The organism is Pseudomonas sp. 8209 (genome assembly GCF_028682105.1).
GTDB lineage: Bacteria > Pseudomonadota > Gammaproteobacteria > Pseudomonadales > Pseudomonadaceae > Aquipseudomonas > Aquipseudomonas palmensis.
Window position 1 is genome coordinate 265,446 of sequence record NZ_JANIAH010000007.1, and the last position, 13,496, is coordinate 278,941.

A 13,496-nucleotide genomic window follows, 5' to 3' on the forward strand; every position below is an offset into this window, starting at 1 on the left:
AGGGAACCCCACTGACCACATCGGGTCGCTTGTACGGCTTGTCATGCGCGATCCATGAGCCACACTCACTGGATCGTCTCGTAATGCAATTGGGGGGATATGCCATGAAGTTCGCAAGGAACGTGGCCACATTGGGCCTGGCCGTGTCACTGGCGGCCGGCCAGGCGCAGGGGGCGGAATCGAAGAAGGTCGATGTACTGCTGGTGGGGGGCGGCATCATGAGCGCCACGCTGGCAATCTGGCTCAACGAGCTGGAGCCGGGCTGGTCGATGGAGATGGTCGAGCGCCTGGACGGGGTGGCCGAGGAAAGCTCCAACGGCTGGAACAACGCCGGCACCGGGCACTCGGCGCTGGCCGAGCTGAACTACACGCCCGAGGACAAGGACGGCAAGATCAACATCACCAAGGCGGTCGAGATCAACGAGGCGTTCCAGGTGACGCGCCAGTTCCTGGCCTGGCAGGTCAAGAACGGGGTGCTGAAGAACCCGCGCTCGTTCATCAATTCCACGCCGCACATGAGCTTCGTGTGGGGTGACGACAACATCAGTTTCCTCAAGCGCCGCTACGAGGCGCTGCAGGCCAGCCCCCTGTTCCGGCCGATGCAGTACTCCGAAGACCCGGCACAGATCCGCAAGTGGGTGCCGCTGATGATGGAGGGCCGCGACCCCAACCAGAAGATCGCCGCCACCTGGACGCCGATCGGCACCGACGTGAACTTCGGCGAGATCACCCGCCAGTTCGTGGCGCACCTGCAGCAGCAGGAGAATTTCTCGCTCAAGCTGTCCAGCGAGGTCGAGGACATCCGTCGCAATGACGACGGCTCCTGGCATGTGGAGTACAAGAACCTCAAGAGCGGCGAGAAGTCGACCGCCGATGCCAAGTTCCTGTTCATCGGTGCCGGCGGCGCGGCGCTGCCGCTGCTGCAGAAGTCCGGCATTCCCGAGGCCCAGGACTACGCGGGCTTCCCGGTGGGCGGCTCGTTCCTGGTCACCGACAACCCCACCATCGCCCAGCAGCACATGGCCAAGGCCTACGGCATCGCCGCCACGGGCGCGCCGCCGATGTCGGTGCCGCACCTGGATACCCGGGTACTCGATGGCAAGCGGGTGATCCTGTTCGGGCCGTTCGCGACCTTCTCCACCAAGTTTCTCAAGGAAGGCTCGTACCTGGACCTGTTCTCCAGCATGACCACCCATAACCTGTGGCCCATGACCAAGGTGGGGATCGACCAGTTCGACCTGGTGCAGTACCTGGCAGGCCAGCTGATGCAATCGGACGACGACCGCTTCGAGGCGCTGCAGACCTACTTCCCCCAGGCCAAGAAGGAAGACTGGCGCCTGTGGCAGGCCGGGCAGCGGGTGCAGATCATCAAGCGCGACAAGGAAAAGGGCGGGGTGCTCAAGCTGGGCACCGAGGTGGTGAGCGCGGCCGATGGCAGCATTGCCGGGCTGCTGGGCGCATCGCCCGGCGCATCCACCGCGGCGCCGATCATGCTCGAAGTGCTGCAGAAGGTGTTCAAGGACAAGGTCGCCAGCCCGGCCTGGCAGCAGAAGCTGCACCAGATCGTGCCCAGCTACGGCACCCACCTGAACGACGACCCGGCCCGGGTGCAGCAGGAGTGGGCCTACACCAGCGAGATACTGCAGCTTGCGCCGCCACCGGGCATCGATACCCAGGCGCCGCAGCAGTCGCCGGCCACCGACCCGATCGGCCAGAAGCACAGCGACTCGGACCCTGACCTGGCGCCATGACCGTCGATGGCTACCTGTCAGCGGGGGGGCGGGTTCAGTCCAGCGCAATCTCCAGGGTTGCGCACAGCCCGCCGGTGGCCATGTTCTCCAGCCGGACCTGACCGCCCAGCCGCATGGCGACCGCTTGGACGATGGCCAGGCCAAGGCCGGCGCCCTGTGCATTGCCACGACTGTAGAAGCGTTCGAACAGGCGCTCGCGTTCAGCTTCGTCGATACCAGGCCCCTCGTCCTGTATCGACAGCACGAAATGCGTCGGCTGGCGGCTCAGGCGAACGCTGATGATCCCTCCCTCGGGGGAGAAGTTCGCGGCATTGGTCACCAGGTTGTTGAGTGCGATATCGATCGCCCCGCCATCCACTCGGGCAAGGTAGTTGCCCGGGGCGGCCTCGAACACCAGTTCAAGGCCCTGGTCCAGTAGCCATGGGGTCATCTGCACCAGGCTGTCGCGCACAGTGTGTTCAAGGTCGATTCGCGGGGCATGGGCATGACCCGGCTGCGGTTCCAGGCGTGCCATGGTGAGCAGCTGGTTGACCAGACGGCTGGCGCGGTCCACCCCGTGTATCAGGTGCGCCAGCGATTCACGGTGCTCCTGTTCGGTCCCGGCCTCCTGCAGGTTTTGCGCGTGCACCCGCAGGACCGCCAGGGGCGTGCGCATTTCATGAGCCGCGTCGGCAATGAAGCGTCGCTCGCGTTCCAGCACTTCCTGGATCTGCGCCAGCATGCGGTTCAGCGCGGCCTGCATCGGTTCGAGTTCTGCAGGCAATGGCATCAGTTGCAGAGGTTCAAGCGACCCTGAATGACGGGCACGCAGGGTGGCTGCCATGTTGGCCAGGGGTTTGAGCCCCCAGCCAATGGCCAGCCAGACCATTGCTGCCAGGATCAGGCTGCCGAGCATATTGGGCCACAGGGTGTGGCGTACGATGCGGTCGACCAGGTCAGTGCGTACGTCGTCGCGCTCGCCCACCCAGATCCGCACCTGGTTGATTTTGTCTTCGAGCAGGAAGGCGCGCCACTGCCGGCCATGCAGGTCATGCACGTCACTGAAGCCCGGTGCCGACGGTGGCGAGGTGAAGGCGGGGGCGCTGTTGGTATGTACCAGCACCTGGCCCTGCGCATCCCACACCTGAAACGCGATCTTGCTTTCATAAGGGTGGCCGTCAAGCCTGGGTGTGGCTTCGCTCAGGGCCTGGTTGAACGCCTGGTACAGTTCGGTGTGTTGGTCGCCAGCCAGCGGCATGCGCATGACGCCCTGCAGAAGCCGCGCGTTCTGGGCCAGTTGTGCGTCATACACCTCGGCTATTTCATGGTTGCTGTCATGCAGGTTGAAGGCGCTGAGAATCATCAGGCCGGTAAGCATCAGGCCGATGATCAGGGTCAGGGTACGGCGTCGGATCGACATCATCGGCGCTCCTCCACCAGATAACCCACGCCGCGTACGGTTCGGATCAGGTCGGCGGAGAATTTTCTGCGCAGGTGATGGATGTGCACCTCCAGGGTGTTGCTTTCTGCTTCTTCGTTCCAGCCGTAAAGCAACTGGGTCAGCCGCTCGCGGGTCATGACACGCCCCGGCGGTGAAAGCAGCTCATGCAGCAGCTGATATTCCTTGGGCGTCAGGGGCACGTTCTGCCCATGGAAGGACACCTGCTGAGTGCCGGGGTCCAGGCTGATGCCTGCATGCTCGATTCTTGCCTTGGCCCGCCCGGCGCTGCGGCGCAGCAGGGCCCGCAGGCGCGCCTTGAGCTCCGCCAGGTCGAAGGGTTTGATCAGGTAGTCGTCGGCACCTGCATCCAGCCCGGCAATGCGGTCTTCGGTGGCATCGCGCGCGGTGAGTATCAGCACCGGCAGGGTGGAGCCGCTATGACGCAGGCGACGCAGCACCTGGAGGCCGTCCATACGCGGCAGCCCCAGGTCGAGCACCGCCAGGTCGAAGGTTTCACTGAGCAGCGCATGCAGGGCGCTGCTGCCGTCCCGGAGCCAGTCGACGGTGTAGCCCTCGCGCCCCAGGGCCTGATGAATGCCTTCACCCAGGGCCACGTCATCTTCTATCAGCAGCAAGCGCACGGTGACTCCTGTCAGTCGAGTTTCTTGTCGATGTCCGCCAGCAGCGCGTTGATTTCATGGCGACGTCCGCTATCGGCGATTTCACGCCCTGGCCTCGGGGTGGCTTGCAGTGCCTTGAGCAAGGCTGCCCTGGCCTCGGGGTAACGCTTTTGACGGTAGAGGTGATCGCCCCAGAAGTACAGGCTGTCGATTCCATCGGGATTGATCAGCAAGGCCTGCTTGAGCAGCTGTTCGGCCTTGTCGGCGTCACCAAAGCCGATTGGCCAGCCTGGTACGCGATCATACAGGGCTGCAAGGCTGGTGTAGGCGGAGCCCTGCAGCGCCCTGGGGTCCAGCGTCAGCGCCTTTTCAAGGTCGGCCTTGGCCGTCTTGGCCTTGCCCAGCGCGCCCAGCCCGCCCTGCGCACCGGCCCAACTGCTGGTGACGATGCCCGACCAGATCCAGGCTTCAGCCGTGGTCGGACGTTCCCGGGTAAACGCCGAGGCCTGGCTGGACAATTGCTCGAAGGCTGTCGCGCGTTGGTCTGGCGGCAATTGGTATTGGATGTGTGCCCAGCTTTGCTGAAGCATGTTCAGGCGTTGCTGGTCGGCATTGTCCAGGGCCCAGGCGCCTTGGCTCAGGCCCCAGACCAGCAGGCAGGTGGCAATCTTTTTCATGGTTTGGGCGGCTCGCGGTCGGTCTTGTGGCTGAGGCGGCGGATCAGTGGCAACTGCTTGCGCAGACCGCGGTCCACCAGGTGCGGCAGCAGGTTGTTCAGGCGCACGAAAAAACGCTCCTGCCAACCCAGGTAAAGGTCGCGCCGATCACCGGCAATGGCGTGAATCACGGCGCTGGCCACGGTTTTCGGATCATCGACATTGGCCTTGAGGGCAACGTTCAGGGCCTGCGCCGCCGGGCTGTTCATGGGGGTGCGGGTGGCCCGCGGGGCGACGTACAGGACGTTGACCCGGGTGTCGGCCAGTTCCCGGCGCAGCGCTTCGGAAAACCCGCGCAGGGCGAACTTGCTCGCGCAGTAGGCCGCGTAGCCGGGGTAGCCGATCGAACCGTAGGTAGACCCGACATTGACCACCATGGCGCTGTCGGCCTGTTTGAGCAGCGGCAACAACAGCCTAGTCAGGCACATGGGGGCACTGATATTTACTGCCAGCATGGCATTGATGTCACTGTCGTCCAGTTGCTCGAACATGGCGAAATGGTTCACGCCCGCAGCATTGATCAGCAGGTTCGCGCCGCCCAGGGCCTGGGCCGCGTTGAGCACCTTGCGCCTGTCCACGAGAAAGGTCAGGTCGGCGCCCATCCAGGTCAGTTGCGCGGGGTACTCCTGCAGCAGCGTTTGCAGGGGTTCGGCATGCCTGGCCACCGCCAGCACGCGGGCGCCGTTGGCGCAAAGGGCGGCGGCTATGGCCAGGCCGATCCCGCCACTGGCACCGGTCAGGACCACGCGGGCGTCAGACAGGCGCATGCTGTGCTCCATCGTGCGGCAGGCCGCGAAACATGTCGGCATACAGGCGGTAGACCACGCGCGACGCATCGATCACCGCGGCCTGGTCATCAGGGGCCTGCAGGGTGTTCATCAAACGGCGATAGGTCTGCATGTGCTCGAGGTCCAGCGAGCCATGGGAACTGAGGTAGCTGAAGGCGGCCTCCGGCAGCGCCAGGCGCGCGCGGATGCTGTGCGCGGCATGGGTGGCCAGGGCGATACTGGTACCTTCCAGCACATTGACCATGCCGAACAGCCCTACCGGGTTGCCCCGCGCGATCAGGTCGTAGAGGTAGGCGACCATCAGCTCGATCGGCAGTGAAGGCCGACCTTCGCGCACGGCATCGCTGTCACCGCCGCAGGCAGCAATGTCGTTGAGTATCCATTGCTCGTGGCCATACTCCTCTTCGATGTACTCGCACACGGCTTTGCGCAGCCACTCCAGCCGCGAGGGCAGGCGGGCGCCGCATGCCATCATCAAGGGTACGGTGTGACGCACATGGTAGTAGGCCTGGGCCAGGAAGGCCTGGTAGCTATCCAGGCTGACCTTGCCTTCGAGGGCATCGCGAATCACCGGCAGGCTGAACAGCGCATGGCGTTGCTGATGGGTTGCTTCTTGCAGCGTGTCGAAAAAGCTCATGGTCGGGTAGCCTCGCAGGCAAGGGGGTCGGTGAGTTGGGAGCGGTAGCGCTCGACGATGGCATCGCGGCGCGGGCGGCCATTGGCCGTGAGCAGGCCATTGGCGGTCGTGAACGGTTGTTCCAGGCGCGTCCAGCGATGCACCTGGGCGTAATCGGGCAGGGCCTGATTGGCCTGGGCCACGGCCGCTGCCAGTTCGGTGTCGGTGCAGCCCGGTTGATGTGGCCACAGCAATGCGTGGTTGTGAGCCATGGCTTCGCCATAGACGAAGGCCTGGGCGAACACCCCTCGCTGGGTCAGTTCGGCTTCGACCCATTCGGGGTTGATGTTGCGGCCGAAGCTGGTGACGAACTGGTGTTTCTTGCGCCCCTTGATGTACAGGAACCCTTCGGCGTCCAGCTCGCCCAGGTCACCGCTGGGCCACCAGGCGTCGGTGTGCGGCGGTTGGCCCAGGTAGCCGAGCAGGGCCGAGCCCTTGATCAGCACCTCGCCGTCTTCGGCCAGCCTGACCTGCAGGTGGGGCAGTGGCTGACCCACGCTGCCGGGGCGATGGGCCTGTGGCCGGTTCAGGCACACCACCGAGGCGCATTCCGACAGGCCGTAGCCTTCATACACCGGCAGGCCGATGCGCTGCGCGCGGATCAGCAGTTCGGTGGCGACCCTGGCCCCGCCCACCGCGGCAAAGCGCAACGTGCGCGGGTCGAAGGCGCGCTGTTCAGCGGCGCTGACCAGCACCAGCAGCAGTTGCGGCACCAGGATCAGGCTGTGGGGCGCACGGTCGGCGAGGGTGCCGAGCAGGCGCGCAGCATCGACGCCACTTGCGCCCTGGATGCCCAGAGCCGCCAGGCTGGGGACACTCACCGTGGCCCCGGCCATCAGCGCGGCGTAGCCACCCAGGTTCTCCAGCAGGATCGCCAGCGGCAGCAGGGTCAGGTGGTGCTGTGGCGCGGTGATTCGGCTGGCCTGCTCCAGCGCCCGGGCAACGCGCAGCATGCTCTCGGCGCCCAGGCATACGCCCTTGGGGGTTCCGGTGGTGCCGGAGGTGAAGGTCAGCTTGGCGGTGCCCTCGGGCATCAGGTCGGGCCCCGACCATTGCCTGCGCCAGAACGCGCCGTCTTCGACATAGCCGCACGCCAGCAGTTCGGGGGCCAGGGCCGGCTCGGCAATCACCAGGCTGGCCTGGCTCTGCGCCAGGCAATGGCTGCGCTGTGCGGGGCTGAAAAAGGGCGGCAGCAGCACGCAGGTCACGCCTGCAAACAGCAATGCCAGATCCCACAGCATGGCTTCCACACCGTTATCCAGGGCCAGTGCCACGACCCTGGCCGACTCATCGCGCAGGCGTTGCTGGCGGTACTGCACCTCGGCCTGCAGCGTGGCGTAGTCCAGCTTCAACTGGTCGCCCCACAACGCAATGGCGTTGGGCGTGTGTTCGGCGTGCCTGCGCAGCACCTGTTCGAAATGCTGCAGTTCAGGCGACATGACAGGCCTCCCCGACGGCGGTAGGCAGGCCCAGGCGTGTGAACACGCCCATGTTGCGCAAATGGATGAAGCCTGCACGGATGTTGCCAACATGCACCTGGGGCTGGCTCTGGTAGTAGCTGCCCCAGTTATGGCGTTCTTCGCCCAGGCGCAGGGGGTCGGCCGTGCACAGCCTCACTGGCTTGAGCCCAAGGCGGTGGAAGCTGTTTACCAGGCCGATGCTGCCGGTGAACGCTACCCACTCCAGACCGCCCATGGCCAGCAGGTAGGTAACGGCAATGATGCTCAGGCGCGCGCTGCCGGTATCGGCGGCCGCCAGGTTGCCGACCTCGACGATGGCGCTGCGATCGACAGGGTTGTTCTCGGTGGCGCTGATCAAGGGGGCGATCGGCTCGTCCAGGTAGCGCTCCAGAAACAGCGCCTCACTGCTGGCCAGCCGCACACCGGCCACGGCGCACAGCGCGCCGGAGGCATCGCTGATGCCGAACAGCTGCGGCATGAACTGTGCGATATGCGCACCATGGGCCTTGCGAAAGCGCTGCTGGATGAAGGCCTCGTAGGCCGGGCGCAGGCTATCGCCGGGCAAGGCCCTGGCAAGGCTCATCACCGAACCGCCTGCGGCTGCGAAGTGCAGGGGCAGGGGGATGTTCCAGTCAGAATCGGGCATCGATCACGCCTCCCGGGGTGTGTGTCGGGAGGAGTATCCGAGGCAATTCTTAACGGAGTCTGAAGATCGCGAAAACAGCCAGCGGTCTGTTCAGACCGCGGCTTTCGATGCCTGTCGCATCATTGCCAGGTACCGGCCGGGGCGTCGCGCAGCGCGGCGTGCAGCAGGCGCAGCACCGGGTGCTCCAGCGCAGTGCCGCTGTAGCACAGGCCCACCCGGCGACTGGGCAGCGGGCTGTTGAGCGCATGCACCTGCACCCCTTGTGCCGCGCTCACCAGCGAGTGCGGCAGCGCCGCCACGCCGACCCCGGCCGCCACCAGCAGCAGCGACTGCTGCAGCGAGCCGCTGCTGGCCACCGCCGACGCGGTGGAGTTGCCATACAGCGCCATCAGGCGCTGGTGGGAGGGGTGTTCGGGGCAGATGACCCAGGGGTACAGGCTGGTGACCGTGCCCGGCTGCCTGCCGGCTGCGCTCACCAGCACGAACGGGTCGTCCCACACCGGCAGGAACAGCTCGTCTTCGCAGCACTGTTCTTCCACCGCCAGGCGCGCATCGCCGGCACAGCCCTCGTGCAGCGTGATATACAGGTGCGCCACCACCTGGTGGGCAAAGCGCAGAAACGCAGCGACCTGCGCGGGGCTCAGGTCCGGCTCGATGCCCAGGCTCAGGTGCTGGCGCGCATCGCTGGTGCGAAAGCGCTGGCGCAGGGCCTCGGCCTCGCTGACCAGCGCGCAGGCCTGCGGGTACAGCGAACGCGCCGCCTCGCTCACCTCCACCCCTCGCGACTGGCGGTTGAACAGGGTGGCGCCCAGGGCTTCTTCGAGCTGGCGGATGGTCACCGACAAGGTCGGCTGGCTGATGCACAGGCGCTGGGCGGCGCTGGTGATGTTGCGTTCTTCGAACACCGCCACAAAGGCTTTGAGGTGCCGGATATCCATAGGTAAGGCCGATGTCTGCAAGAGGAATTAAGCATTTTATCTGCTGTGGCCGGCACTATACGCTTTGCGTCATCTGATAAACCAATGACGGAAGCACTTTCATGAACAAACCCCTGATCATCGTGACCGGCGCCAGCTCGGGCATCGGCGAGGCCGTCGCGCGCCTGTTCTCTGCCCAGGGCCACCCCCTGCTGCTGCTGGCCCGGCGCGTGGAGCGCCTGCTCGCACTGGGCTTGCCCGCCACTCTATGCAAGGGTGTCGACGTCACCGACCGCGAGGCGCTGCTGGCTGCGGTGAAGGAGGCCGAGGCGCAGTACGGCCCGGCCGATGCGATCGTCAACAATGCGGGGGTGATGCTGCTGGGTGATACCGCCACCCAGGCCCCCGAGCAGTGGGAGCGCATGCTGGATGTGAACGTCAAGGGCCTGCTCAACGGCATCCATGCGGTACTGGGCGGCATGATCGAACGCAACCACGGCACGGTGATCAACGTCGGCTCGGTGGCCGGGCGCAAGACCTTCCCCAACCATGTGGCCTACGTGGGCACCAAGTTTGCCGTGCACGCGATCTCGGAAAACCTGCGCGAAGAAGTGGCGGCGCACAACGTGCGGGTCATCACCATCGCGCCGGGTGCGGTGGAAACCGAGCTGCTCGGCCACACCACCGATGAGGCGATCAAGTCCGGCTACCAGGACTGGAAGGCCGGCATGGGCGGCGTGGTGCTGTCGGCGGACGATGTGGCCAATGCGATCCGCTACGCCTACGAACAGCCTCAGGGCGTGTGCATCCGCGAGATCGTGCTGGCGGCGACCCGCCAGCAGGCCTGATGGCGTGCGCGTTGCGCGTCAGAAGCTGTACCTGACGTTGAACATCACGTTGCGCGGGTCGCCGTAGTAGACCGAGTAGTAGTTGCCGATGCCGCTGTAGTACGTCTTGTCGAACAGGTTGTTGAGGTTGGCCGACACCTTCAGTTGCTTGCTCACGTCATACGCGGCCATCAGGCCGACCACGCCGTAGGCGTCCTGGAAGAACTTGTGGCTGGGCAGCGCCACGTCGTTGACGTCGTCGTAGAAGGTGTCGTCGACGAAGTAGGTGCGGCTCTGCCACTGCCAGTTGCCGCCCACGGTGAGCTTGTTCAGCTCGGTCGGCAGGCGGTAGCTGGTGGCGACCTTGAGCAGGTGCTGGGGCTGGTTGGTCGCCACGCGCCGGTGATCGGCGTCGTAGGAGGCCTGATAGACGTAGCCGGCGTTGATGTTCCAGTCGGGCAGGATCTCGCCGGACATTTCCAGCTCCACACCGCGGGTGGTGGCGCCCTGCACGGCGCGCATCACTTCATTGCCGAACTCCCCGGTGGTGCCGGTCGACTGCGCCAGGTTGTCCTGCTTGAGCTCGAACAGCGCCAGGCTGGCATTCAGGCGACGGTCGAAATACTCGCCCTTGATTCCCACTTCGTAGCTTTGCCCGGTGAGCGGGTCCAGCGGCTTGTTGTCGGCACCCCGGTTGTAGGGCTGCGGCTTGAAGATGTCGGTGTAGCTGGCGTACACGGTGTGCTGGTCGTCGAGGTCGTAGGTGATGCCGGCATAGGGGATCACTTCACCGGTGTCGCGGGTGGCGGTGCGGCTGCTGCGCGGCAGCGCGTTGATGCTGTCCAGGCTCCACGCGTAGTCGGTGACCCGCGCCCCCAGCACCAGGTTGAGTGCGTCGGTGGGCTTGAGCACGACCGCAGCGTAGCCGACCTTCTGCGTGGTCTTGATATCGAAGGTCGACCACCAGGCCCAGTCGGTGGGGTAGGCGGCGTTGTTGTTCCAGTCGAAGGCATCGGGTGCCACGGCGTCGGTGCTGCCGTCGGTACGGTCCGATTGCGCGGTGGTGTGGGCATAGGTGTAGCCCACCACCAGGTCGTGGCTTCTGCCCAGCAGCGAGAACGGGCCCTTGGCGTAGATATCGAAGGACTTCTCGTCGGTATCGGTGTTGAACTGGCCGCACCGCCCGGGTAGTAGCCGTGGGCGACGCTGTTGTCGTTCGGGTCGACATGGGCGGTGGCCAGGCCTGCGATGATCTCGCGCGAGGCATAGTTGCGGTAGCTGGCGGTGGCCTTGAGCGACCACTCGTTGTCGAACTGGTGATCGATGCTGGCGAATGCGCGCTGGGTGCGATGGTTGCGGTAGGCCCAGTTGTCCGCCGGGTTGGTGGAGCGCGAGAAGCGCACCGGCGTGCCGTTCTTGTAGAAGGCCGGCAGGTGGGTGGTGGAGGACGCGTCGTTGTCGTTCTGCTGGTACTCGTAGCCCACGCTCAGCACGGTGGCGTCAGACAGGTCGCCGTCGAGCACGCCGTAGAAGATGTCCTGTTGCTGCTTCTGGTAGTCGATGAAGGTGTGCTGCTGTTCACGGGCCGCGACGAAACGCCCGCGCAGGGCGCCGCTGTCGAGCAGCGGTCCGGACACGTCCAGCTCGGTGCGGTAGTGATCCCACGAGCCTGCGCCGGCGGACACATGGCCCTGAAACTGGGCAGTGGGCCGCTTGCGCACCAGGTTGATCACCCCCGACGGGTAGCCGATGCCGTTGACCAGCCCGGTGGCGCCCTTGAGCACCTCGACGCGGTCGTAGATCACCGAGTTGGTGATGCTGTAGTTGTCGCGCAGGTTGCCGGCGTCGGTGCTCAGGCTGGGCACGCCGTCGTACTGGAAGTTCTGGATCTCTAAGCCGCGCGAGTAGAAGGTGAAGCCTTCGGAGTTCTCGCGGTTGACGGTGATGCCCGGGGTTTGCTGCATCACCTCGGACAGGTTGTTCAGGCCCTGGTCGTCCATCTGCTGGCGGGTGATCACGCTGATCGACTGCGGGGTCTTGCGCAGCGACATGTCCAGGCGCGTGGCGGTGCTGGTCTGCCCGGTGGTGTAGGAGCCGCTGCCCTCGGTGGTGCTGCCCAGGCTCCAGGCGCTGTTGATGGTGGTGGCGCCCAGTTCGATGTTGTTGCCGGCGCTGTCTGGCAGCGGTACCAGGTACAGGGTCGAGGCGTCACTGCGCCCGAAGGTGAAGCCGCTGCCGGCCAGCAGTTGGGCCAGGGCCTGATCGGCGGAGTAGCTGCCCTTGACCGGTGCGCTGCGCAGGCCGGCGTCCAGGTTGCCGTCGAGCATCACGTTCTGCCCGGTCTGCTGGCTGAAAACCAGCAATGCCTGGCGCAGTTGCTGGGCGGGGATATCGAATGCCGTGTGCACGCTGACCGCCCCTGTACCGGGCGCGGGCACCTGGGCCTGGGCCGGTTGGGCCAGCAGCGCGCAACTGATCGCGGCGCCCAGCGCCGACATGCGCCAGCACGAACCCTGGGGGAACAACGTCTGGGGTGTTGCCATTTCCTTGACTCCTCGGCAGAACGACTTCGCCTGTTTGCGAATGGGTTTCATCTGCTGGTGATGACGCACGAGGAGTGCAAATGTCTGATGGGTACTGCAAATAATTTTCAATCAGCCATCGGCGGGTCAGGCAGGGCGGATGATGGTCACCAGGTCGGTGTAGCGGCTCAGGCGGATCGGCAGGGTGCGCGCCAGCACATCGAGCATCTGCTCGGGGTGCTGGCGATTGAGGATCAGGCTCACCGGGCGTGCCGCCAGGCGCTCGTCGGCGATGAAGATGCGGCCCTCGCGCCAGCGCTGCAGGTGATTGACCACCTTGGCCAGGGGCGTGTCGAAGAACACCAGGCTGCCGTTGCGCCAGGCCAGCACCTGGTCGAGTTCGGCGCGCTGCACCGGGCCGAGCCCGGCGGCGCCGAAGGTCACGGCCTCGCCCTGGCCCAGTTGTGCCTGCTGGCCGGGGATTTGCACCCCGGCATTGTGCTCACTGACGGCCAGGTCGGCGCTGCCGGCATCGCAGGACAGGCAGAACGCACCCTGGTGGCTGATCACGGTGCCGGCCTCGGTGTCGATGCGCAGCGGGCGGGTATCGGCGGCCACCTTGAAATAGGCCTGACCACGCAGCATGCGCAGGCGCCGCGTGGTGCCGGAAAAGTCGAGGTCCAGGGCGGTGTTGCCGGCCAGTTCGATCACGCTGCCATCGGGCAGGCGCTCGGTGCGGGTTTCACCCACGCGCGTGTGCAGGTCGGCAAACGACAGGCCGTCGCCCTTGAGCCACAGTGTGGCCGAGCCGGTGGCCACTGCGGCGGTGCACGCCGCCATGGCCAGTTGCATGAAGCGCCGCCGCGAGATGCCGCGGGCCTTGGGGGCAGGCGGCGCCTGCACGGCAGGCAGCTCGGCGGCCAGGGCCCACAGCGCTTCGAGTTCCAGGTAGGCCTTGGCATGGCGCGGGTCGGCCAGCATCCACTCAAGCCATTGCTCGTGCTCGGCCTGGCTGGCCGAGCCTTCGAAGATCAGCGCGAACCAGGCGCAGGCCTGCTGCGAGATGGGGTCGGCCTGGGGCTCGTCGGGCGAGGCCGGGGCCGGCGTGGGGAAGGGCGGTTCAGCCATGGGTCGGGTCACTGTGCGGGCGGTG

At 65.7% G+C, this 13,496-nt stretch carries 12 protein-coding genes and 1 pseudogene; 2 read left to right on the top strand and 11 right to left on the bottom strand.

Annotated features, from left to right (window positions below; all coding sequences use genetic code 11):
- Positions 1–104: 104 nt before the first annotated feature.
- The gene (gene mqo, locus NP552_RS17550; RefSeq protein WP_058540324.1) at positions 105–1,751 is read left to right on the top strand and encodes a malate dehydrogenase (quinone); all 1,647 of its coding nucleotides are present in this window, start codon (positions 105–107) and stop codon (positions 1,749–1,751) included.
- 34 nt (positions 1,752–1,785) lie between these two features.
- On the opposite strand, the gene NP552_RS17555 is transcribed toward mqo, so the two are convergent.
- The 8 genes from NP552_RS17555 to NP552_RS17590 all read right to left on the bottom strand — a co-directional run bounded on the left by NP552_RS17555 (position 1,786) and on the right by NP552_RS17590 (position 9,015).
- The gene (locus NP552_RS17555) at positions 1,786–3,153 is read right to left on the bottom strand and encodes a sensor histidine kinase (RefSeq protein ID WP_104572556.1); all 1,368 of its coding nucleotides are present in this window, start codon (positions 3,151–3,153) and stop codon (positions 1,786–1,788) included.
- Positions 3,150–3,812, bottom strand: a complete 663-nt coding sequence (locus NP552_RS17560; protein WP_054914356.1) for a response regulator — start codon at positions 3,810–3,812, stop codon at positions 3,150–3,152. Before NP552_RS17560 ends, NP552_RS17555 begins: the two co-directional genes overlap by 4 nt.
- A gap of 11 nt (positions 3,813–3,823) precedes the next feature.
- Positions 3,824–4,468, bottom strand: coding sequence for a tetratricopeptide repeat protein (locus tag NP552_RS17565; RefSeq protein ID WP_078481133.1), 645 nt, complete (start codon positions 4,466–4,468; stop codon positions 3,824–3,826).
- Positions 4,465–5,274 carry an SDR family oxidoreductase gene (locus NP552_RS17570; RefSeq protein ID WP_054914358.1) on the bottom strand — a complete coding sequence of 270 codons (810 nt, stop codon included), beginning with the start codon at positions 5,272–5,274 and terminating at the stop codon, positions 4,465–4,467. Before NP552_RS17570 ends, NP552_RS17565 begins: the two co-directional genes overlap by 4 nt.
- On the bottom strand, positions 5,261–5,932 hold the full coding sequence (locus NP552_RS17575) for a TenA family transcriptional regulator (protein ID WP_210014125.1): 672 nt from the start codon (positions 5,930–5,932) through the stop codon (positions 5,261–5,263). Before NP552_RS17575 ends, NP552_RS17570 begins: the two co-directional genes overlap by 14 nt.
- A complete protein-coding gene (locus NP552_RS17580; RefSeq protein ID WP_058540319.1) occupies positions 5,929–7,410 on the bottom strand; it encodes an AMP-binding protein in 1,482 nt (493 codons plus the stop codon). The genes NP552_RS17575 and NP552_RS17580 overlap by 4 nt, the downstream gene beginning before the upstream one ends.
- Positions 7,400–8,077, bottom strand: a complete 678-nt coding sequence (locus tag NP552_RS17585) for a thermostable hemolysin (RefSeq protein WP_100632645.1) — start codon at positions 8,075–8,077, stop codon at positions 7,400–7,402. The genes NP552_RS17580 and NP552_RS17585 overlap by 11 nt, the downstream gene beginning before the upstream one ends.
- Before the next feature lie 119 nt (positions 8,078–8,196).
- Entirely contained in the window at positions 8,197–9,015 is an 819-nt protein-coding gene (locus tag NP552_RS17590; protein WP_054914362.1) for a LysR family transcriptional regulator, read from the bottom strand.
- 101 nt (positions 9,016–9,116) lie between these two features.
- Here NP552_RS17590 and NP552_RS17595 point away from each other — a divergent pair, with 101 nt between their 5' ends.
- Positions 9,117–9,842 (top strand): SDR family oxidoreductase, encoded by a 726-nt coding sequence (locus NP552_RS17595; RefSeq protein ID WP_043864027.1) that lies wholly within the window; start codon positions 9,117–9,119, stop codon positions 9,840–9,842.
- An 18-nt stretch (positions 9,843–9,860) separates the two neighbouring features.
- Here the strand turns inward: NP552_RS17595 and NP552_RS17600 are convergent, their stop codons facing one another.
- The 3 genes and pseudogenes from NP552_RS17600 to NP552_RS17610 form a co-directional block, all read right to left on the bottom strand.
- On the bottom strand, positions 9,861–11,123 hold the full coding sequence (locus tag NP552_RS17600) for a TonB-dependent siderophore receptor (protein ID WP_274096955.1): 1,263 nt from the start codon (positions 11,121–11,123) through the stop codon (positions 9,861–9,863).
- 440 nt (positions 11,124–11,563) lie between these two features.
- Positions 11,564–12,415, bottom strand: a pseudogene (locus NP552_RS25945) (TonB-dependent receptor plug domain-containing protein); the annotation flags it as partial.
- A 75-nt stretch (positions 12,416–12,490) separates the two neighbouring features.
- Positions 12,491–13,471, bottom strand: coding sequence for a FecR family protein (locus NP552_RS17610; protein WP_213607372.1), 981 nt, complete (start codon positions 13,469–13,471; stop codon positions 12,491–12,493).
- Positions 13,472–13,496: the final 25 nt, after the last annotated feature.

Bases quoted from the DNA above. Each gene is read 5' to 3' on its own strand.
- mqo (WP_058540324.1), top strand. From the start codon at position 105: ATGAAGTTCGCAAGGAACGTGGCCACATTGGGCCTGGCCGTGTCACTG.
- NP552_RS17610 (WP_213607372.1), bottom strand. From the start codon at position 13,471: ATGGCTGAACCGCCCTTCCCCACGCCGGCCCCGGCCTCGCCCGACGAG.
- NP552_RS17570 (WP_054914358.1), bottom strand. From the start codon at position 5,274: ATGCGCCTGTCTGACGCCCGCGTGGTCCTGACCGGTGCCAGTGGCGGG.
- NP552_RS17590 (WP_054914362.1), bottom strand. From the start codon at position 9,015: ATGGATATCCGGCACCTCAAAGCCTTTGTGGCGGTGTTCGAAGAACGC.
- NP552_RS17595 (WP_043864027.1), top strand. From the start codon at position 9,117: ATGAACAAACCCCTGATCATCGTGACCGGCGCCAGCTCGGGCATCGGC.
- NP552_RS17575 (WP_210014125.1), bottom strand. From the start codon at position 5,932: ATGAGCTTTTTCGACACGCTGCAAGAAGCAACCCATCAGCAACGCCAT.
- NP552_RS17555 (WP_104572556.1), bottom strand. From the start codon at position 3,153: ATGATGTCGATCCGACGCCGTACCCTGACCCTGATCATCGGCCTGATG.
- NP552_RS17580 (WP_058540319.1), bottom strand. From the start codon at position 7,410: ATGTCGCCTGAACTGCAGCATTTCGAACAGGTGCTGCGCAGGCACGCC.
- NP552_RS17585 (WP_100632645.1), bottom strand. From the start codon at position 8,077: ATGCCCGATTCTGACTGGAACATCCCCCTGCCCCTGCACTTCGCAGCC.
- NP552_RS17565 (WP_078481133.1), bottom strand. From the start codon at position 4,468: ATGAAAAAGATTGCCACCTGCCTGCTGGTCTGGGGCCTGAGCCAAGGC.